The sequence below is a fragment of the Caldimonas caldifontis genome (assembly GCF_002930615.1).
Classification (GTDB): domain Bacteria; phylum Pseudomonadota; class Gammaproteobacteria; order Burkholderiales; family Burkholderiaceae_C; genus Caldimonas; species Caldimonas caldifontis.
Genome location: NZ_PSNX01000001.1, coordinates 1 through 18,156 on the forward strand (window position 1 = coordinate 1; position 18,156 = coordinate 18,156).

An 18,156-nucleotide genomic window follows, 5' to 3' on the forward strand; every position below is an offset into this window, starting at 1 on the left:
TCGAAAAGCTCGACATCATGTTCCTCGGCTTCATCACCTTCGTTCTCGTCGCTGATGGACTGCGGATGTGTTAACAGGCCCTAGCATGCGGCATCCATGTTTGCTCAAAGCCTTGCCCATGGGGCAAGGCGACGGACTCAAGAGGTGAAGGCGCGATGGCGACCGGGCAAGCCCCAACGCAGCACTGGCGTTCGACCTGGTCGACCTGGGCCTGGGTGGCCCTGGTGTCCGCCCTGGCCATCTGCGTGTCCATGGTGGGGCTGCAGTGGGCCCAGCAGCGTGAGGTCGATCGCACGCTGAACACGGTGCGCGAGTTGCGCAACGCGCGGGTGGACCTGGCACAGGGTTTCCTGCATGTGGCCCTTGGTGATCAACCCGATGCGCCATGGGACGCCGGCCAGGGGCTGGCGCTGCTGGACCAGGCGCTGGAGGGCATGGCGGGGGCGGCGAAGCGGTTTCCACGCTCCGCCACCGATGTACCCGCGCTCATCGAGCAGGTCGAACGTTTCCGCGGGCAGCTGCAGCAGGCGCTGAACGATCCGGCCCACAGCCTGCGCACGACGGCGTGGCGCGTCGAACTGCATCGCCTCGACCAGCTTGCGTCGAGCGTCACCAACCAGATGCGTACCGCTCTGGATGAGCAGATCGCCGCCGATCGCCAGATCCAGCGTGCGGCGCTGCTGGGGGCGGCCTTGCTTCTGGGGGGCGTGGCCTGCGCCGTGGCCCTGTCAGCGCGTGCGCAGCGTCGCGCCGAGCTGGCCTTGCGCGAGAGTGAGCGCCGCCATCGCGAGCTGGCCGACGAGCGCAAGCAGCACCTGGACCGGGCTCTGGAGGAACGCAGTGAGACCGAGGAGTTCGCCCGCACGGTGGCCGACAACCAGCCCACCCTCGTGTGCTACTGGGACCGCGATCTGCGTCTGCGCTTTGCCAACCGCGCCTATCTCGAGTGGTTGGGCCTGAGTGCCGAACAGGCCCTGGGCCGAACCATTCCCGAGGTGGTGGGCCACGAACTCTTCGAGCGCCAGCGGCCGGCCATCGAACGCATCCTTCAGGGTGAAACCTTCGAGGGCGAGTATGAGTTTGCGGGCGCGCAAGGGGTGGTGCACCAGTTCTGGTCCTATCGCCTACCCGACATCCAGGACGGCGAGGTGCGCGGCTACTACTTCTTTGCCACCGACATCACCGAGCTCAAGCAGGCCCAGGCCAACCTGCAGAGCCTGAACAATGCCCTCGTCCAGGCTCGCAACCGGGCTGAGGCGGCCAACCGCGCCAAGAGCGCCTTCCTGGCCAACATCAGCCACGAGATCCGCACACCGATGAACGCCATCATCGGCCTGACCCACCTCATGCAGCGGGATGTGCGCGACCCCGCCCAGGCCGAACGCCTGGCCAAGGTGACCGACGCGGCCCAGCACCTGCTGTCCATCATCAATGACGTGCTCGATCTGTCCAAGATCGAAGCCGGCAAGCTCCAGCTCGAAACTGCCGATTTCCGCATGGACGGCATGCTCTCCCGGGTGTGTGCGCTGGTGGGCGAGCGCGCGCGGGACAAGGGCCTGGAGCTGGTGCTCGACACCGATCACTTGCCCATGGGCGCGCATGGCGACGAGACCCGCCTGGCGCAGGCCTTGCTCAACCTGCTGGGCAATGCGGTGAAGTTCACGGCCAGCGGCACGATCGTGCTGCGAGGGGAACTGCTGCGACAGGAGGGCGACGCGCTGTGGCTGCGGTTTTCCGTGAGGGACACCGGGGTGGGCATGTCTGCCGAGCAACTCCAGCGGGTCTTCGAACCCTTCGAGCAGGGGGACGGCACCACCACGCGCCGGCATGGGGGCACGGGTCTGGGCCTGGCGATCACGCGGCACATTGCCCAGATGATGGGCGGTGAGGTCGGGGTGGAGAGCACGCCCGGCGAGGGCAGCACCTTCTGGTTCACCGCACGCCTGCAAGTGGCCGATCCGGTGCTGCCGCGTGCACAAGCCGAATTGCAGGGGATGCGCGCGCTGGTCATCGACGACCTGCCCGAGGCCCGTGAAGCCCTGGGCGAGATGCTGCGCGTGATGGGCCTGCGCGTGCAGGCGGCTGCCACCGGCAGCGACGGTCTGCACCTGCTCGAGGCGGCCGGCCGAGGGGCGCCGGCGCACGATGTCGTGCTGGTCGACTGGCTCATGCCCGGCCTCGATGGCCTGGAAACCTTGCGTCGTCTCCACGAGCGCCTCGGAGACCGCGCGCCGCCATGCCTGCTGGTGACGGCGCGTGACGACCCGGACCTGGGGGTCCGAGCGCGCGAGGTGGGCGCAGCTCACGTGCTGCTCAAACCCGTCACACCCTCCGCCCTGCACGACGCGCTGATGTCGGTCCTGAGCGCAACGCCGACGCGGGCCGCGGCACGCTCAGGCCGCGACAGCCTGCGCACCATCGCACCGAATGCCTTTGCGGGCAGCGGCCGCATCCTCCTGGCCGAGGACAATCCGGTCAACCAGGAAGTGGCGCGCGAACTCCTGCACGTGGTGGGCCTGGACGTCGATGTGGCAAGCACGGGACGCGAGGCCCTGGCCATGGCGTCGCAGCATCCCTACGCCCTCATCCTGATGGACATGCAGATGCCCGAGATGGACGGCCTGGAAGCCACCCGCGCCATCCGCGCCCTGGCGGACCACGCGCACACACCCATCCTGGCCATGACCGCCAACGCCTTCGGCGAAGACCGGGACGCCTGCCTGGCCGCAGGGATGAACGACCACATCGCCAAGCCGGTCGAGCCGGGGCTGCTGTATGCGAGCCTTCAGCGATGGCTGACGAGGCCGCCGAGCGGAAACTGAGAGGGTGGTAGGCCGTGCTGGGCTCGAACCAGCGACCAAAGGATTATGAGTCCTCTGCTCTAACCAACTGAGCTAACGGCCCGCGGTGAAACCTGAGGGCCCCGATTGTAGGCGGTGCTACTTCTGGCTCAGGGCGTTGGACACCAGGCGGGAGGTGATGTCCACGATCTGGATCATGCGGTCGTAGGCCATGCGGGTGGGGCCGATCACGCCCAGCGTGCCCACCACCTGGCCGTCCACCTCATAGGGGGCCGAGACCACCGAGAGTTCTTCGTAGGGCACGACCTGGCTTTCGCCGCCGATGTAGATGCGCACACCCTCGGCACGGCTGGAGACATCGAGCAGGCGCATGAGCTGGGTCTTCTGCTCGAAGAGGTCGAAGAGCTTGCGCAGGGAGTCGAGGTCGCTGGAGAAGTCCTGCACGGTGAGCAGGTTGCGCTCACCCGAGATCACCACCTGCTCCTGGCTGCTGGCCATGGCTTCGGTGCCGGCCTGCACGGCAGCCTGCATCAGGCTGGCGATCTCACCGCGCAGGTCGTCCACCTCGCGCTTCAGCCGGTTGCGCACCTCCTCGATGCTCAGGCCGGTGAAGTGGGTGTTGATGTAATTGGTGGCCTCGACGAGCTGAGCCTGGGTGTAGTTGTGCTCGGTGAAGAGCACGCGGTTCTGCACGTCGCCGTCGGGCGACACGAGGATGACCAGCACGCGCCGGTCGGACAGGCGCAGGAATTCGATGTGGTGGAAGACCGAGGGCTTGCGCGGCGCGGTGATCACGCCCACGAACTGCGAGAGATTGGACAGCAGGTGGGCAGCGTTGGCGATCACGCGCTGGGGCTGGTCAGGCTGGAGCTGATCGCGCACACTGGCCACCTCGGGCGGAGGCTGGCTCAGATCCAGCGGCCGGGCGGTGAGCATGGTGTCCACGAACAGGCGGTAGCCGCGCGCCGTGGGCACCCGCCCGGCGGACGTGTGGGGGCTGGCGATCAGCCCCAGTTCCTCCAGGTCGGCCATCACGTTGCGGATGGTGGCCGGCGACAGTTCCAGGCCCGAAGCTTTGGACAAGGTGCGCGAGCCCACCGGCTGGCCGTCCGCGATATAGCGTTCCACCAGGGTTTTGAGCAGGGTCTTGGCACGATCGTCCAGCATGCTGGGCATTGTAGGACCGGCCCGGCTGGAGCGAGGGCGCCCGGGCGGGCGTTTTCCCTGGAATGACGCGGTTTTCGCTCCCCCGAGCGCCAGGGGCGCTGTGGTGTAATCCCGGCCATGAAATCCCGCTTCCGTCACGTGGCGCTGATCGGCAAATACCAGGCCCAGGGCATGCGTGGGGTGCTGGAAGACATCGCCCAGTTCATCTGCCGCCAGGGGGCCGAGGTGTCGGTGGAACACGACACGGCGATGAACACCGGCCTGACCGGCCACCCCATGCTCGACGTGGACGGTGTGGGCCGCGAGTGCGATCTGGCCGTCGTGGTGGGGGGGGACGGCACCATGCTGCACATCGCCCGCGAGGTGGCGCGCCACGGCGTGCCGCTGGTGGGCATCAACCAGGGGCGCCTGGGCTTCATCACTGACATCCCGGTGGGTGAGGTGCGCGAGGTGCTCGGCCCGGTGATGGCCGGCGACTTCGAGGAAGAACGCCGCAGCATGCTCGAAGGGCAGGTCTTGCGCGACGGCCGGGTGATCTTCGAGGCCTTCGCCCTCAACGACGTGGTGGTCAACCGCGGTGCCACGGCCGGCATGGTGGAGCTGCGCATCGAGGTGGCCGGCGACTTCATGGCCAACATCCGCTGCGATGGCCTGATCGTGGCCTCGCCCACGGGCTCGACGGCCTATGCGCTGTCGGCCGGCGGGCCCATCCTGCACCCGGACATCGCGGGCTGGGTGCTGGTGCCCATTGCGCCACACACCCTGTCCAACCGGCCCATCGTGCTGCCCGACGACAGCGAGGTGGCTGTCGAGATCGTGGGCGGACGCGACACGAGTGTGAATTTCGACATGCAAAGCCTGGCCAGCCTGATCCACGGCGACGTGGTGCGCGTGCGCCGCTCGGCACACCGGGTACGCTTTCTGCATCCGCGCGGCTGGAGCTACTACGCCACGCTGCGCAAGAAACTGCACTGGAACGAAGGTCTGGGAGGCTGACCGATGCTGCGCCGCATTGCGCTGCGTGATTTCGTCATCGTCACCGAGCTCGACGTCGAGCTCTCGGGCGGGTTCTCCGTGCTCACCGGCGAAACCGGCGCGGGCAAGTCCATCCTCATCGACGCCCTGCAGCTCGCGCTGGGCGCGCGCGGCGACGCCGGCGTGGTGCGCGAGGGCGCCCCACGCACCGAGATCACGGCCGAATTCGACCGGCCCGATGCGCTGGTGGCCTGGCTGGAGGAAGCGGGTTTCGATACCGGCCCCGAACTGCTGCTGCGCCGTACCATCGACGCCCAGGGCAAGAGCCGCGCCTGGATCAACGGCAGCGCGGCCACCGTGGCGCAGCTCAAGGCCGTGAGCGAGCATCTCGTGGACATCCACGGCCAGCATGCCTGGCAGAGCCTCACCCGGCCCGAATCGGTGCGCGGCCTGCTCGATGCCTATGCCGGCGCCGACCTGGCGCCGCTGGCCCGGGCCTGGACGGCCTGGCGTGCGGCGGCCCAGGCGCTGGACGAGGCCCGCACCAGCCAGGATGCCTTGCTGCGCGAGCGTGAGCGGCTGGCCTGGCAGATCGGCGAGGTGGACAAGCTCTCGCCCGGCCCCGATGAATGGGCCGAACTTGATGCCGAGCACCGTCGCCTGAGCCATGCCCAGGCCCTCATCGACGCCGTGCAGGGCGCCTTGCAGGCCGTGTCCGAATCGGACGGCAGCGCCGATGCACTCACCGCACGCGCGATCGACGGCCTGGAGGCCGTGGCCGACTACGACAGCACGCTCACCAACGTGATCGAGGTGCTGCGCGGCGCGCAGGCCCAGCTCGAAGATGCCGCCCACAGCCTGAACGCCTACCTGCGCCACGGCGAGCTGGACCCGGAGCGCTTGCAGGAACTGGACGAGCGGCTGTCGAGCTGGATGAGCCTCGCGCGCCGCTACCGTCGCCCGCCGGAAGAGTTGCCCGCGCTGTGGGCGCAGTGGAAGGACGAGCTGGCGCGGCTCGATGCGGCGGCCGACCTTGACGGCCTGGAACGCGCTGCGGCCCAGGCCCGCAAGGCCTACGACCAGGCCGCGCGCGAACTGACGAAGGCCCGCAAGGACGCCGCACCGCGCCTGGCCCAGGCCGTGACGCAGGCCATGCAGCAGCTGGGCATGGCCGGCGGGCGCTTCGAGGTGGCGCTGGTCCCCCATGACGCACCCCAGGCCCACGGCCTGGAATCGGTGGAATTCCTCGTGGCCGGCCATGCCGGCAGCACACCGCGCCCGCTCGCCAAGGTGGCCTCGGGCGGTGAACTCTCGCGCATCGCGCTGGCGATTGCCGTCACCACCAGCCAGCTCGGCGAGGCTGGCACGCTGATCTTCGACGAGATCGACTCGGGCGTGGGCGGTGCCGTGGCCGACACCGTGGGCCGGCTGATGAAGCAGCTCGGGCGCGATCGGCAGGTGCTGGCCGTGACCCACCTGCCGCAGGTGGCGGCCTGTGCCGATCACCACTGGGTGGTCAGCAAGCTCACCGAAGCGGGCCAGACCAGCAGCCGGCTGCAAGCCGTGGCCGGCGAGGCCCGCGTGGCCGAGGTGGCCCGCATGCTGGGCGGACAGCAGCTCTCGGGCACCAGCTTTGCGCACGCGCAGGAGATGCTGGCCACGGCCGCGACACCGGTGGCCGCAGGCGACGCGCCACGCTCGCGGAGGCGGGGATGAGCAGCACGGCATCGACGACGTTGCGCGAGCTGGTGCTCATCACCGGCATCTCGGGCTCAGGCAAGTCGGTGGCGCTGCACGCACTGGAAGACGCCGGCTACTTCTGCGTGGACAACCTGCCGGCCGAGCTGCTGGAGCCCTGCGTGCAGCTCGAGCACGAAAAGTTCACGCCGCGGGTGGCCATCGCCGCCGATGTGCGTGCCGCGCAGTCGCTGCCCCTGCTCAAGCCGGCGCTGGCGCGCCTGCGCGACCAGGGGGTCACAGTGCGCCCCATCTTCCTGGATGCTTCCACCGACACGCTGGTGCGGCGTTTCTCCGAGACGCGCCGCCGCCATCCGCTGTCCGACCCGCAGGCAGCCGACCCGACCGCTCAGCGCGCGCTGATCGAAGCCATCGAGCTGGAGCGCGAACTGCTGGCCGAGTTGCGCGAGACCTCCACCATCATCGACACCAGCGAGCTGCGCCCGGCCCAGCTGCGCCAATGGACACGCCAGATCGTGCAGGCGCCCGCCGCCGCGCTCACGCTGGTGTTCGAGTCCTTTGCCTTCAAGCGAGGCGTGCCGCTCGATGCCGACTACGTCTTCGACGTGCGCATGCTGCCCAACCCCTACTACGACCCCGAGCTGCGGCCACACACCGGGCGCGACGCGCCGGTGATCGCCTACCTGCGGCAGCAGCCCGAGGTGGACGAGATGCTGGCCCAGATCGAGGCCTTCCTGCGTCGATGGCTGCCGGCCTTCGAGCAGGACCAGCGTGCCTACCTCACCGTGGCCGTCGGCTGCACCGGCGGCCAGCACCGCTCCGTCTATCTTGTCGAACAACTGGCCCAGCGCTTCCGAGCCCGTGGCTCCACCCTGATCCGCCACCGCGAACTCGATGCGCGTGACGCCACTTCATGACCGATCTGCCTGAGTCTTCGGCCCTGCCGCTGTTTCCCCTTCAATCCGTGCTGTTCCCCGGGGGCCTGCTGAGCCTGAAGGTGTTCGAGGCACGCTATCTCGATCTCGTCAGCGAATGTCTGCGCACTCAGCGCCCCTTTGGGGTGGTGGCCTTGCGTCAGGGGCAGGAGGTGAGGCGCGAAGGCGAAGCCGTCGCCTTCGAGGCCGTGGGCTGCCTGGCCGAGCTGATCGAGGTCGACAGCGAACAGGCCGGCATCCTGCAAGTGCGCTGCCGCGGCTCGCAGCGCTTTCGCATCGCGTCGACCCGTCAGCGCAACGATGGCCTGTGGCTGGCTCAGGTGGACTGGATCGACGCCGACGAAGCCGTGCTGCCCAGCGAGGATTTCCTGGACAGCGCCCAGGCCCTGTCCAACGCCATCCAGATGCTGCGCCAGCGTGGCCCCTTGCCTTTCCTGGAGCCCTTCCGCTTCGAGGATGCGGGGTGGATTGCCAACCGCTGGTGCGAGATCCTGCCCATTCCGCTGGCCGCCCGCCAGAAGCTGATGGAGCTGGAAGACCCGCAGGTGCGCCTGAAACTCGTCGATCAGTTCCTGCGCAGCAAGGGCATCATCGGCCAAGGCTAGGGCGCGACACGCGACAGGAGCAGCTTGCGCAGTGGCGCGGGCAGACCCCAGTCGGCCAGGTCGTCGTAAGCCACCCACTGGCCCGGACCGGCAGGCTGTGGGGCCGGGCCCGTGAATACCCGCTGGCGCGGGTGCAGCAGCCAGTCGAAGTGTGTCAGCGCATGCGAGATGCTCGGCCAGGGCACGAGCGGGCCGGGCCACTCGGCGCTCAGGGCGGCCTCGCTGTCGTACTCCGGCAGGCTGTGCAGGCCCGCCCACACGCCACGCGCGGGGCGCGGCTGCAGCCACACGCGGCCTTCGTGCTCCAGCCACAGCCACCAGTGCTCGCGCCGGCTGCGCTGGAGCTTGCGGGTCTTGACGGGGTAGGCCTCGGGGCGGCCCTCGGCGCGTGCGGCGCACAGCGCCTGCACCGGGCACAGCAGGCATTGCGGCGAACGTGCCAGGCACACCGTGGCGCCCAGATCCATCAGACCCTGGGTGTAGGTCCCCATGTCCTCGTGCGGCAGCAGGGCCGTGGCCTCGTCCCACAGGGCCCGCTCGTGGCGGGCCTGGGCCAGGTCTTCACCGAAGCCCAGCACGCGCGTGAGCACCCGCTTGACGTTGCCGTCGAGGATGGCCGCGCGTTCGCCGAAACAGAAGGCCGCGATCGCTGCGGCCGTCGAGCGTCCGATCCCCGGCAACTCGGCCAGGGCCTGGGCTGTGCGAGGGAACTGCCCGCCGTGCTCGGCCACCACCACCTGGGCGCAGCGGTGCAGATTGCGCGCACGGCTGTAGTAACCCAGGCCGCTCCAGGCCGCCATCACCTCGTCGCTGCCGGCAGCGGCCAGTGCGTGCACATCCGGAAAACGCTGCAGGAAACGTTCGTAGTAAGCCAGCACGGTGCTCACCTGGGTCTGCTGCAGCATGATCTCGGAGAGCCACACGCGGTAGGGCTCGCGGCTGCGTTGCCAGGGCAGGCCGTGGCGACCGTGGCTGCACTGCCAGGCGATCACGGCCGGTGCAAAGTGCGCCTGCACGCACGCGGGTGACAACGCGGTCGAAGGGCGAGGACGGGACATGCCGCGATTGTCGCGGCTTCCGGGCGGTCAGGCCTGGAGTGGGGCCGGGCGGGTGCTCAGGTCCAGGTCCAGGGCCAGCGGTTCGATGTCCGGTGAGGGCAGGGGATTGCCGGCGCGCTGGTGCACGTGGCCCACCAGGCGATGCAACCGTTCCTGCAGCTCGCGCATGCGGGCATCCTGCGCTTCCATCTCGGAGACCCGGGACTCCAGCTCGGCTGCCGCGCTTTTCACCCGTTCCAGCGTTTCGCGCCGACGCTTGAAGTTGCGGCGCCGGTCACGCAACTGGGTGTCGATCTGTGCGGAAGCCGTCTTGTTCCACAGTTCCAGTTCTCCGCTGGCCCCTTCGAAGACCACGCGCAGCTTGGACACCAGCATGCGCCTGAACTGCGACATGAAGCGGTCGTTCGACAGCCGCAGGGCGTGCGACAGGCCGAGGTACTGGGTGTAGTTGCGCTCGATGAGTTCGAGGTCGCGCATGAAGCGCGACAGGTCGGGTGCTGCCGGTGCGGCCAGGCCGAAGCCGAACTCGGCATTGAGCTTCTGGAAGGAGGCACCCAGCATCGTGTGGATTTCGTTGCCCTTGGTCTGGGCCTCGTCCAGCTTGCGGCGCAGCACCTCGGCCATCTCGGTGAAGGCCTTGCGCGCGCCGAAGTTCAGGATGGCCGAGCGCAGCCGCTCCTGCAGCACCTCGGTGTGGCGGCGCACCACGTCGCTGGAGATGCCCACCAGCGCGTCCTTGAGCATGCGGGTGTGCACCGAGCGCATGGCCTGCACGTGGGCGATGCATTGCTCGAACTCCGCGTTCTCGGCCTCGACGCGCTTGAGCATCACCTCGACCATGCCGGCATTCTTGCCACGCAGGCCACGCAACTCGAGCAACTGCTCGGCAAACTGACGGCGACGGTCACCCAGGCGACGGCTGATCTGCGCCTCAAGCTGCCGGGTTGCATCGACCACCATGCCGGCCAGCACCTCCTTGCGGTGGGGCAGCAGCTGCTGGCCGAGGGCGTCCTCCAGGTCGAGCAGGCGGCTGGCGCGCAGGTCGTCGGCGTCGCCTGTCACACGGCCGGCCAGCGCGAGCTTGGCCGAGATCGGGAACACACGGTCCTCGGGGATGCCCAGCGTCTGGGCCGTCTGGGCACGCTGGCGGCTGATGTGGGCTTCCACCTCGGCCGGCGAACTCAGCGGATCGGTCAGGGCATCGATCTTGTTCAGCGCGACGTAGCGCGCCAGCGGCTGGCCGCTGAGGTGGTCGCGCCAGATCGTGAGGTCGGACTTGGTGACGCCGGTGTCGGCGGCCAGGATGAAGACCGTGGCATGCGCCGAGGGCAGCAGGCTCACGGTCAGCTCGGGCTCGGCACCGATGGCATTGAGGCCCGGCGTGTCCAGGATCACCAGGCCTCGCTTGAGCAGCGGGTGGGGGTAGTTGATGATGGCGTGACGCCAGGCCGGGACTTCGACCCGTCCGTCGTCGCCGACGGGCGGGTTGTCCTCGGGCCGGCCCTCATCCCAGAACCCGAGCGCGCGTGCGTCCTCCATCGTGACCCGCTTGGTGGCCATCACCTGGGTGAGCTCTTCCGCCAGCTCATCCGGACGCCGGATGTTCAGCGTCACGTCGGCCCAGGCATTGGGCTGCTCGCGCAGCTCCGCCAGCGATGCGCTCGCCAGCCGTGTCTCGATGGGCAGCAGACGCAGCGAGGGCGGCTCGTCCGGGTCGTAACTCAGTTCCACCGGGCACATCGTGGTGCGCCCCGGGGTGGCCGGCAGGATGCGCCGCCCGGTGTCGGCAAAGAAGATCGCGTTGATCAGCTCGGACTTGCCACGCGAGAACTCGGCCACGAACGCGACCACCAGGCGGTCGCGCGCCAGGCGCGATTGCAAGGAGTCGAGCAGGGCAGCCGCCGGTTCGTCAAGTAAATCGTGATCGAACAGGAAGCGCGACAGATCCTGCAGCTGCGCCTCGAGTTCGGCACGCCACAACCCGAGGCTGTCGAACTTCAGCGCAAACGAGGGGGCCGGCGAGGGAGCAGGGGACGACGACATGACAGGCATACCGGGGCATGCGGGCAGGGAAGCAGCCATGGTAGCGCATGGCGCCGGCAGCCCCGACCGCTGATGGCCCCCGGCCTGCCGTTCGTCACACTCCTGCAGGCGCTTACGTTTTGCTACGTGCTGCCCCGTCCTCAGCTGCGCCGCTGGCAGCGGGGGCAGAAATAGGTCGAACGCTGTCCCTGGACCAGGCGCCGGATGGGGGTGGTGCACACACCGCAGGGCTGGCCCTCCCGGCCATAGACCTGAGCCTCATTCTGGAAGGCACCGTTGTGGCCATGGGCATCCTGGAAGTCACGCAGCGTCGAGCCGCCGGCAGCCAATGCACGGGCCAGGGTGTCACGGATGGCCGTCGCCAGGCGCTCGCAGCGCGGGCGGCTCACGCGTCCTGCCGGCGTGCGTGGATCGACGCCAGCGACAAACAGCGCCTCGCAGGCGTAGATGTTGCCCACGCCCACCACCACGTCGCCGGCCAGCAGGGCCTGCTTGATCGCCACCCGGCGCCCGCGCAGGCCGGCGTGCAGCAGGGCGCCGTCGAAGCCGGGCTCCAGCGGCTCCACCCCCAGGCCGGCCAGGAGCTTGGCCGCGGGCCCGGTCTGCAGCGAGGGCGACCACACCACGGCCCCGAAGCGGCGCGGGTCGTGCAGGCGCAGCAGGCCGCGGCTGGTGCGCAGATCGAAATGGTCATGAGGCCCCGGGGGAGCCTCCTCGGGGAAATAGCGCAAGGAACCCGACATGCCCAGGTGCATCAGCAATCCGCCGTGCTCCAGCGGCAGCCACAGGTACTTCCCGCGCCGGCTCGCCAGCCCCAACACCTGTCCCTGCAGCGATTCCGGCGTGCAGCCCAGCGGCCAGCGCAGCGGCTTGCCCAGACGCACGCCCAGCACCCGGGCGCCGGCCACGTGGGGTGCGAAACTTTGCCGGGTGACTTCGACTTCGGGGAGTTCGGGCATGAGGGAATTATCCGGGGCTCCTTAGAATCGAATCGACTTTGAGGAGTTGCCCATGCCGATGCGTCCCCTGAGACTTCGAGTGCTGGCCGCGGCTGTTGCCGCGCAGACGGTGCTCTGGGGTGGATCGGCCGGGGCCCAGCCCGCGGCTGCGGCATCGCCGCCGCGCCCGACGGAGTCGCCGGCCCCGCCGGTGCTGAACTCGGCCCTGGATGCCCCCTTGTTCTACCAGTTGCTGGTGGCCGAGTTTGAATTGCGCGCCGGGGGCGCCGGCACGGCCTATGAACTGCTGCTGGACGCCGCCCGCAAGACCCGTGACGAGCGCCTGTTCCAGCGTGCCACCGACATTGCGCTGCAGGCGCGCGCCGGCGAGCAGGCGCTGGCCGCTGCGCAGGCCTGGCGCATCGCGGCCCCGGCGTCCCTGGACGCCTTGCGCTACCTTGCCCAGATCCACGTGGGGCTGAACCGCCCGGCCGATGCCCTGGACCCGCTGCGCACCCTGATCGAACGCACCCCGGCGGCTGAACGCGCGGCCGCCATCTCCCTGTTACCGCGCTACTTCGCCCGCGCATCCGATCTGCCCAAGGTCATCGCGGTGATCGACCAGGTGTTGCAGCCTTACACGAAGGAAGAGGCCACCCGGGTGGCCGCGCTGGTGGCGCTGGCGCGCATGCGCCTGCACAACCGCGAGGCGGACCAGGCGCTGGCCCTGGCGCGCGAGGCTCAGCGGACCGATCCGGGGGCCGAGGGGCCTGCACTGGTGGCGATCGAACTGCTGGGCAGCCAGCCCCAGGCCGACCAGTTGCTGGCCACCTATTTCCAGGCCAAGCCGCGCAGCCATGCGCTGCGGCTGGGCTATGTGCGCGAACTCGTCAATCAGCAGCGTTACCCGGCTGCCATTGCCCAGCTTGAACAAGCCCTGGCGCTGGAACCGGCGTTGGCCACAGGCTGGCTCAGCCTCGGGGCCTTGCGGCTGGAGTTGAAGGAGCCGGCGGCGGCCGAGGCGGCATTGCGTCGCTATGTGGAGCTGGGTGCCCAGGCGCCCGCCTCCGACGACCCGGCCCTGACCGTCACCCCGGAAGGCCAGACCCAGGCCTACCTCATGCTCGCCCAGGCGGCCGAAAGCCAGGGCCGGATGCAGCAGGCCGAACAATGGCTGCTTCGCATCGACGATCCGGCCGCGGCCCTGAGCGTGCAGTCGCGCCGTGCCTCCCTGCTGGCCAAGCAGGGGCGGCTCGACGAGGGGATTGCGCTCATCCGCCGGCTCCCCGACGAACCGCCCGACGCCGCACGCGCCAAGCTGCTGGCCGAGGCCCATCTGTTGCGTGACCAGCGGCAGTGGTCGCGGGCCTATGACGTGCTGGGCCAGGCCGCCGCGCGTTTCCCGGAGGATGTCGATCTTCTGTATGAGCAGGCCATGATGGCCGAGAAGACCGACCGGATCGACCGCATGGAGCAGCTTCTGCGGCGCATCATCGAGATCCAGCCCGACCACTACCACGCCTACAACGCGCTGGGCTACACGCTGGCGGACCGCAACCTGCGCCTGGACGAGGCCCGCCAGCTCATCGAGAAGGCCTTGTCGCTCGCGCCCGACGAGCCCTTCATCGTGGACAGCCTGGGCTGGGTGAAGTACCGCCTGGGCCGCCGTGACGAGGCGCTGGCCCACCTTCAACGCGCCTATCAGGCCCGGCCCGACACGGAGATTGCCGCTCACCTCGGCGAAGTCCTGTGGGTGATGGGGCAGCGAGACGAGGCCCGGCGTGTCTGGCGCGAAGGGCAGGAGCGCGACGCGTCCAACGAGGTGCTGCGCGAAACCCTGCGCCGATTCAAGGTCGACCTGTGACCCGTCCCACGCTGCAGCGCATGCGCGGCGTCGTGATGACGCTGGGCGTCGTCCTGGCCCTGGGGGGCTGTGCCAGCCTGCCCGCGCCTGATGGATCGCTCGATGTGGCGGCCTCGGGCCGGCTGGCCGTGCGGGTCGATGCGCCCGAAGGCACGCGCGCATCGACCGCCCAGTTCGAACTGCTGGGCCGGCCTCAGCAGGGGGAGCTGAGGCTGTCCAGCCCGCTGGGCACGGTGCTGGCCGTGGCGCGCTGGCAACCGGGGCAGGCCTGGGTGCAGGCCCAGGGGGAGCGGCGCGACTACGGCAACCTCGACGATCTGACCCGCGACCTGATGGGCGAAGCCCTGCCGGTGGAGGCCCTGTTCGACTGGTTGCAAGCCCGCCCCTGGCCGGGCGCCTCCAGCCAAGCGCGCAGCGACGGCCCGGGCTTCGTGCAACTGGGCTGGACGGTGGGCCTGGAGGGGGCGGCCGACGGGCTCATCGTGGCTCGCCGCAGCCTGCCCACGCCGGTGACGGTGCGCGCCAAGGTGGACCCCCGGTGAAGGCCCTGTACGACCTGCCCGCGCCGGCCAAGCTGAACCTCTTCCTGCATCTGGTGGGGCGGCGCACCGATGGCTACCACCTGCTGCAGTCGGTCTTCGTGCCGATCGACTGGCAGGACACGCTCCACATCGAGCGGCGCGAGGATGGCCGCCTGCAGCGTCACGACCTCGGTGCGGCATTGCCCGAGGACGACCTGTGCCTGCGCGCCGCGCGCGCCCTGCAGGCGGCCAGCGGCACCGCGTATGGCGCGGACATCCACATCGACAAGACCGTGCCGTGGGGGGCCGGCCTTGGGGGCGGCAGCTCCGACGCCGCCACCACGCTGATCGCGCTGAATCACCTGTGGGGCCTGCACTGGCCCCGGCAGCGGCTCATGGACCTCGGCGTCACACTCGGCGCTGACGTCCCCTTTTTTCTCGGCCCTGGCCCGGCATGGGTCGAAGGCATCGGCGAGCGCCTCACGCCGCTCGATTTCGAGCCGGGCGACTTCGCGGTCCTCAAGCCACCGCAAAGCCTGCCCACACGTGACATCTTTGCCAGCGAACACTTGGTGCGCGACACAAAACCTGCTATAGTTGCGGACTTTCTTGCACACCCCCAGGGATTTGGCAGGAACGACATGCAGGCGGCAGCGGTGAAGCTTTGCGGGCAGGTCGATCAGGCCCTGGCGATGCTCAGGAACCGATACGGTCACGGCGGCCACAGCCGCATGACGGGTTCCGGGAGCGCCGTGTTTGCCTGGGTGGGCAAGGAAGACGGTGTCGGCAGCGGCGCCGATCCGAGGGTCAGCGATCTGATCGTGCCCGAGGGTTGGCAGTGGCGCAGATGCCGTGGCCTGAGGCAGCATCCCCTGGCGGAGTGGCTTTCAGGCTGAGCGCGACAAGTTGCAGGTTGGCGCCGGGGCTTTCGGGCCCAGGCGATGACCGGTGTAGGGGAGTCGCCAAGTTGGTTAAGGCATCGGATTTTGATTCCGACATTCGAGGGTTCGAATCCTTCCTCCCCTGCCACCACAATCCAGAACCTCTGGATGAGCCCTGCGGGGACCATCCAGAGGTTCTGCAGTTTTGAGACGCCCCCGATCACCGGGACCAGGGGCAACGCGACGCACCGGGGGGCGCCTCGGTGCCGGTCCCGACGGAGCCCACGATGCTGTCCGACACCCTGCTGTTCACCGGCAATGCCAATCCGGCACTTTCCCAGGAAATCGCCGACCACCTGGGCCTGACGCTGGGCCAGGCCTCGGTCGGCCGCTTCTCCGATGGTGAAGTGGCCATCGAGATCCAGCAGAACGTCCGGGGCCGTGACGTCTTCATCATCCAGCCCACCTGCGCGCCCACCAACGAGCACCTGATGGAGCTCTTCATCATGGTCGATGCGCTCAAGCGCGCCTCGGCCCGGCGCATCACCGCGGTGATTCCGTATTTCGGCTACGCCCGCCAGGACCGCCGTCCGCGCTCCACCCGGGTGCCCATCTCCGCCAAGGTCGTGGCCAACATGCTCGAAGCCGTGGGCGTGAACCGCGTGCTGACCATGGACCTGCACGCCGACCAGATCCAGGGCTTCTTCGACATTCCGGTGGACAACATCTACGCCTCGCCGGTGCTGCTGTCCGACCTCAAGAGCAAGAACTACCACGACCTGGTGGTGGTGTCGCCCGACGTGGGCGGCGTGGTGCGTGCGCGTGCGCTGGCCAAGCAGCTCGGCTGCGACCTGGCCATCATCGACAAGCGCCGCCCCAAGGCCAATGTCTCCGAGGTGATGCACGTCATCGGCGAGATCGAGAACCGCAACTGCGTGATCATGGACGACATGATCGACACCGCGGGCACGCTGGTGAAGGCGGCCGAGGTGCTCAAGGAGCGCAACGCCAGGTCGGTCTATGCCTACTGCACCCATCCGGTGTTCTCGGGCCCGGCGCTCGAGCGCATCAAGAATTCCGAACTCGATGAGGTGGTGATCACCAACACCATCCCGCTGGCCGAAGCCGCCAAGCCGATCACCAAGATCCGCCAGCTGTCGGTGGCCTTCCTGTTTGCCGAGACCATCCGCCGCATTTCCGACGGCGAATCGGTCACATCCCTGTTCTCGGAGCAGAACAACAACTTCTGACCCGGTTCACTGGTGGGGAGGCTTTCGGGCCCCCCGTTATTTGCGTCTGGTCGCGGACGCTGACTCATTGGAGAGTTGCATGAAATTCGTCGCTTACGAGCGCACTGTGCAGGGGACCGGAGCGAGCCGCCGCCTGCGCCGCGCCGACAAGGTGCCTGGCATCGTTTACGGGGCCGGTGAGCCCAAGCAGATCGAGCTCGATCACAACGCGCTGTTCTTCGCGCTGAAGAAGGAAGCCTTCCACGCCTCCATCCTCGACATGGAACTGGCGGGCAAGGTCGAGAAGGTGCTGCTGCGCGACGTGCAGATGCATCCGTTCAAACCCCTCGTCCTGCATGTGGACTTCCAGCGCGTCGACCCCAAGACCCGCATCCAGAAGAAAGTGCCGCTGCACTTCATCAACGAAGAGAACTCGCCGGCCGTCAAGACCGACAAGTGCCTGGTCAACAAGATCGTCACCGAGCTCGAGATCCAGTGCCTGGCGCAGGCCCTGCCCGAGTTCCTCGAAGTGGACCTGGGCGAACTGGTCAAGGGTCAGACCCTGCACGTGAACGACCTGAAGCTGCCCAAGGGCACCAAGGTCGTGACCCATGGCAAGCCCAACCCGGCCGTCGTGTCGGTGGTCGAGCCCGTGGAAGAGGTCGTCGCCACGCCGGCGCCGGCTGCGGCCCCTGCCAAGGGCAAGGACGCCAAGAAGAAGAAGTAAGCCTCGGCGCTTCGGCGTTGCACAAACCCCGCTTCGGCGGGGTTTGTCGCTTCTGCGCCGGACAACCTGCCCCCTGATAATGGCGATCATGATTCGACTGCTGGTGGGCCTGGGCAACCCCGGGCCGCAATACGAAGCCACCCGTCACAACGCCGGGTTCTGGTGGATCGACGAAGCAGCGCGCAAGCTGGGCGCCAACCTCCTGCCCGACCGGGCCTACCATGGCCTGGTGGCCCGGGTGAACCGGCCGCTGGCCGGGGTGGAGGGCCCCGTGTGGCTGCTCGAACCCCAGACCTACATGAACGTCTCGGGCAAGTCGGTGGCGGCGCTGGCACGCTTCTTCAAGATTGCGCCTGAGGAAATCCTTGTCGTGCACGACGAACTCGATCTGCTGCCCGGGCACATGAAGATCAAGCGCGGCGGCGGGCATGCCGGCCACAACGGCCTCAAGGACATCCAGGCCCAGCTGGGCAGCCCGGACTTCTGGCGGCTGCGCCTGGGGATCGGGCATCCCGGCGTGAAGGCCGAGGTGGCCGACTACGTGCTGCGCAAGCCCCCCGCGGCTGAACGCGAGGCGGTGGAAGACTGCATCTGGCGGTCCATGGCTGCGCTGGAACCCCTGCTGCGCGGCGAGATGGAGGCTGCGGCCCGGCTCATCCACACGCGGCCGGCACCGCCCAAGGCGGCGCCGGCGGCCTGAGCCGGTCCTTGTCG

Annotated in this window: 15 protein-coding genes and 2 tRNA genes; 12 read left to right on the forward strand and 5 right to left on the reverse strand. The window is 68.7% G+C overall.

Features of this window, described 5'->3' with window-relative positions:
* Positions 1-155: 155 nt before the first annotated feature.
* Positions 156-2,822: a hybrid sensor histidine kinase/response regulator gene (locus C1704_RS00005; protein ID WP_104299752.1), complete on the forward strand. Its 2,667-nt coding sequence runs from the start codon at positions 156-158 to the stop codon at positions 2,820-2,822.
* A 5-nt stretch (positions 2,823-2,827) separates the two neighbouring features.
* Here C1704_RS00005 and C1704_RS00010 read toward each other — a convergent pair.
* Positions 2,828-2,904, reverse strand: a tRNA-Ile gene (locus C1704_RS00010).
* Between the two features lie 35 nt (positions 2,905-2,939).
* Positions 2,940-3,968, reverse strand: a complete 1,029-nt coding sequence (hrcA, locus tag C1704_RS00015) for a heat-inducible transcriptional repressor HrcA (RefSeq protein WP_104299754.1) — start codon at positions 3,966-3,968, stop codon at positions 2,940-2,942.
* 117 nt (positions 3,969-4,085) lie between these two features.
* Here hrcA and C1704_RS00020 point away from each other — a divergent pair, with 117 nt between their 5' ends.
* From C1704_RS00020 to C1704_RS00035, 4 genes are read left to right on the forward strand one after another with little or no spacing between them, the layout of a single operon-like run.
* Positions 4,086-4,964, forward strand: coding sequence for an NAD kinase (locus tag C1704_RS00020; RefSeq protein ID WP_104299756.1), 879 nt, complete (start codon positions 4,086-4,088; stop codon positions 4,962-4,964).
* 3 nt (positions 4,965-4,967) lie between these two features.
* Entirely contained in the window at positions 4,968-6,659 is a 1,692-nt protein-coding gene (recN, locus tag C1704_RS00025) for a DNA repair protein RecN (RefSeq protein WP_104299758.1), read from the forward strand.
* Entirely contained in the window at positions 6,656-7,558 is a 903-nt protein-coding gene (gene rapZ / locus C1704_RS00030; protein ID WP_104299760.1) for an RNase adapter RapZ, read from the forward strand. The genes recN and rapZ overlap by 4 nt, the downstream gene beginning before the upstream one ends.
* On the forward strand, positions 7,555-8,181 hold the full coding sequence (locus tag C1704_RS00035) for an LON peptidase substrate-binding domain-containing protein (protein ID WP_104299762.1): 627 nt from the start codon (positions 7,555-7,557) through the stop codon (positions 8,179-8,181). Before rapZ ends, C1704_RS00035 begins: the two co-directional genes overlap by 4 nt.
* On the opposite strand, the gene mutY is transcribed toward C1704_RS00035, so the two are convergent.
* From mutY to mutM, 3 genes are all read right to left on the reverse strand, one after another.
* Positions 8,178-9,239 carry an A/G-specific adenine glycosylase gene (gene mutY / locus C1704_RS00040; protein WP_104299764.1) on the reverse strand — a complete coding sequence of 354 codons (1,062 nt, stop codon included), beginning with the start codon at positions 9,237-9,239 and terminating at the stop codon, positions 8,178-8,180. The two genes, C1704_RS00035 and mutY, sit on opposite strands and share 4 nt — an antisense overlap.
* Positions 9,240-9,266: 27 nt before the next feature.
* Positions 9,267-11,282: a dynamin family protein gene (locus C1704_RS00045; protein ID WP_104300317.1), complete on the reverse strand. Its 2,016-nt coding sequence runs from the start codon at positions 11,280-11,282 to the stop codon at positions 9,267-9,269.
* A gap of 140 nt (positions 11,283-11,422) precedes the next feature.
* Positions 11,423-12,241 carry a bifunctional DNA-formamidopyrimidine glycosylase/DNA-(apurinic or apyrimidinic site) lyase gene (gene mutM / locus C1704_RS00050; protein ID WP_104299766.1) on the reverse strand — a complete coding sequence of 273 codons (819 nt, stop codon included), beginning with the start codon at positions 12,239-12,241 and terminating at the stop codon, positions 11,423-11,425.
* A gap of 52 nt (positions 12,242-12,293) precedes the next feature.
* On the opposite strand from mutM, the gene C1704_RS00055 reads away from it, so the two are divergent.
* The 7 genes from C1704_RS00055 to pth all read left to right on the forward strand — a co-directional run bounded on the left by C1704_RS00055 (position 12,294) and on the right by pth (position 18,142).
* Positions 12,294-14,084: a tetratricopeptide repeat protein gene (locus C1704_RS00055; RefSeq protein ID WP_104299768.1), complete on the forward strand. Its 1,791-nt coding sequence runs from the start codon at positions 12,294-12,296 to the stop codon at positions 14,082-14,084.
* Positions 14,081-14,626 (forward strand): lipoprotein insertase outer membrane protein LolB, encoded by a 546-nt coding sequence (locus C1704_RS00060; RefSeq protein ID WP_245876333.1) that lies wholly within the window; start codon positions 14,081-14,083, stop codon positions 14,624-14,626. Before C1704_RS00055 ends, C1704_RS00060 begins: the two co-directional genes overlap by 4 nt.
* Positions 14,623-15,501 carry a 4-(cytidine 5'-diphospho)-2-C-methyl-D-erythritol kinase gene (ispE, locus tag C1704_RS00065; protein WP_104299770.1) on the forward strand — a complete coding sequence of 293 codons (879 nt, stop codon included), beginning with the start codon at positions 14,623-14,625 and terminating at the stop codon, positions 15,499-15,501. Before C1704_RS00060 ends, ispE begins: the two co-directional genes overlap by 4 nt.
* 56 nt (positions 15,502-15,557) lie before the next feature.
* Positions 15,558-15,634: transfer RNA gene (locus C1704_RS00070), tRNA-Gln, on the forward strand.
* A gap of 139 nt (positions 15,635-15,773) precedes the next feature.
* On the forward strand, positions 15,774-16,736 hold the full coding sequence (locus tag C1704_RS00075; protein WP_104299772.1) for a ribose-phosphate pyrophosphokinase: 963 nt from the start codon (positions 15,774-15,776) through the stop codon (positions 16,734-16,736).
* Between the two features lie 79 nt (positions 16,737-16,815).
* Positions 16,816-17,442: a 50S ribosomal protein L25/general stress protein Ctc gene (locus C1704_RS00080; protein ID WP_104299773.1), complete on the forward strand. Its 627-nt coding sequence runs from the start codon at positions 16,816-16,818 to the stop codon at positions 17,440-17,442.
* Positions 17,443-17,530: 88 nt separating this feature from the next.
* Positions 17,531-18,142: an aminoacyl-tRNA hydrolase gene (pth, locus tag C1704_RS00085; protein WP_104300321.1), complete on the forward strand. Its 612-nt coding sequence runs from the start codon at positions 17,531-17,533 to the stop codon at positions 18,140-18,142.
* Positions 18,143-18,156: the final 14 nt, after the last annotated feature.

Coding starts and splice junctions, on each gene's coding strand:
- C1704_RS00005 (WP_104299752.1), top strand. CDS start 156: ATGGCGACCGGGCAAGCCCCAACGCAGCACTGGCGTTCGACCTGGTCG.
- hrcA (WP_104299754.1), bottom strand. CDS start 3,968: ATGCTGGACGATCGTGCCAAGACCCTGCTCAAAACCCTGGTGGAACGC.
- C1704_RS00020 (WP_104299756.1), top strand. CDS start 4,086: ATGAAATCCCGCTTCCGTCACGTGGCGCTGATCGGCAAATACCAGGCC.
- recN (WP_104299758.1), top strand. CDS start 4,968: ATGCTGCGCCGCATTGCGCTGCGTGATTTCGTCATCGTCACCGAGCTC.
- rapZ (WP_104299760.1), top strand. CDS start 6,656: ATGAGCAGCACGGCATCGACGACGTTGCGCGAGCTGGTGCTCATCACC.
- C1704_RS00035 (WP_104299762.1), top strand. CDS start 7,555: ATGACCGATCTGCCTGAGTCTTCGGCCCTGCCGCTGTTTCCCCTTCAA.
- mutY (WP_104299764.1), bottom strand. CDS start 9,239: ATGTCCCGTCCTCGCCCTTCGACCGCGTTGTCACCCGCGTGCGTGCAG.
- C1704_RS00045 (WP_104300317.1), bottom strand. CDS start 11,282: ATGTCGTCGTCCCCTGCTCCCTCGCCGGCCCCCTCGTTTGCGCTGAAG.
- mutM (WP_104299766.1), bottom strand. CDS start 12,241: ATGCCCGAACTCCCCGAAGTCGAAGTCACCCGGCAAAGTTTCGCACCC.
- C1704_RS00055 (WP_104299768.1), top strand. CDS start 12,294: ATGCCGATGCGTCCCCTGAGACTTCGAGTGCTGGCCGCGGCTGTTGCC.
- C1704_RS00075 (WP_104299772.1), top strand. CDS start 15,774: ATGCTGTCCGACACCCTGCTGTTCACCGGCAATGCCAATCCGGCACTT.
- C1704_RS00080 (WP_104299773.1), top strand. CDS start 16,816: ATGAAATTCGTCGCTTACGAGCGCACTGTGCAGGGGACCGGAGCGAGC.
- pth (WP_104300321.1), top strand. CDS start 17,531: ATGATTCGACTGCTGGTGGGCCTGGGCAACCCCGGGCCGCAATACGAA.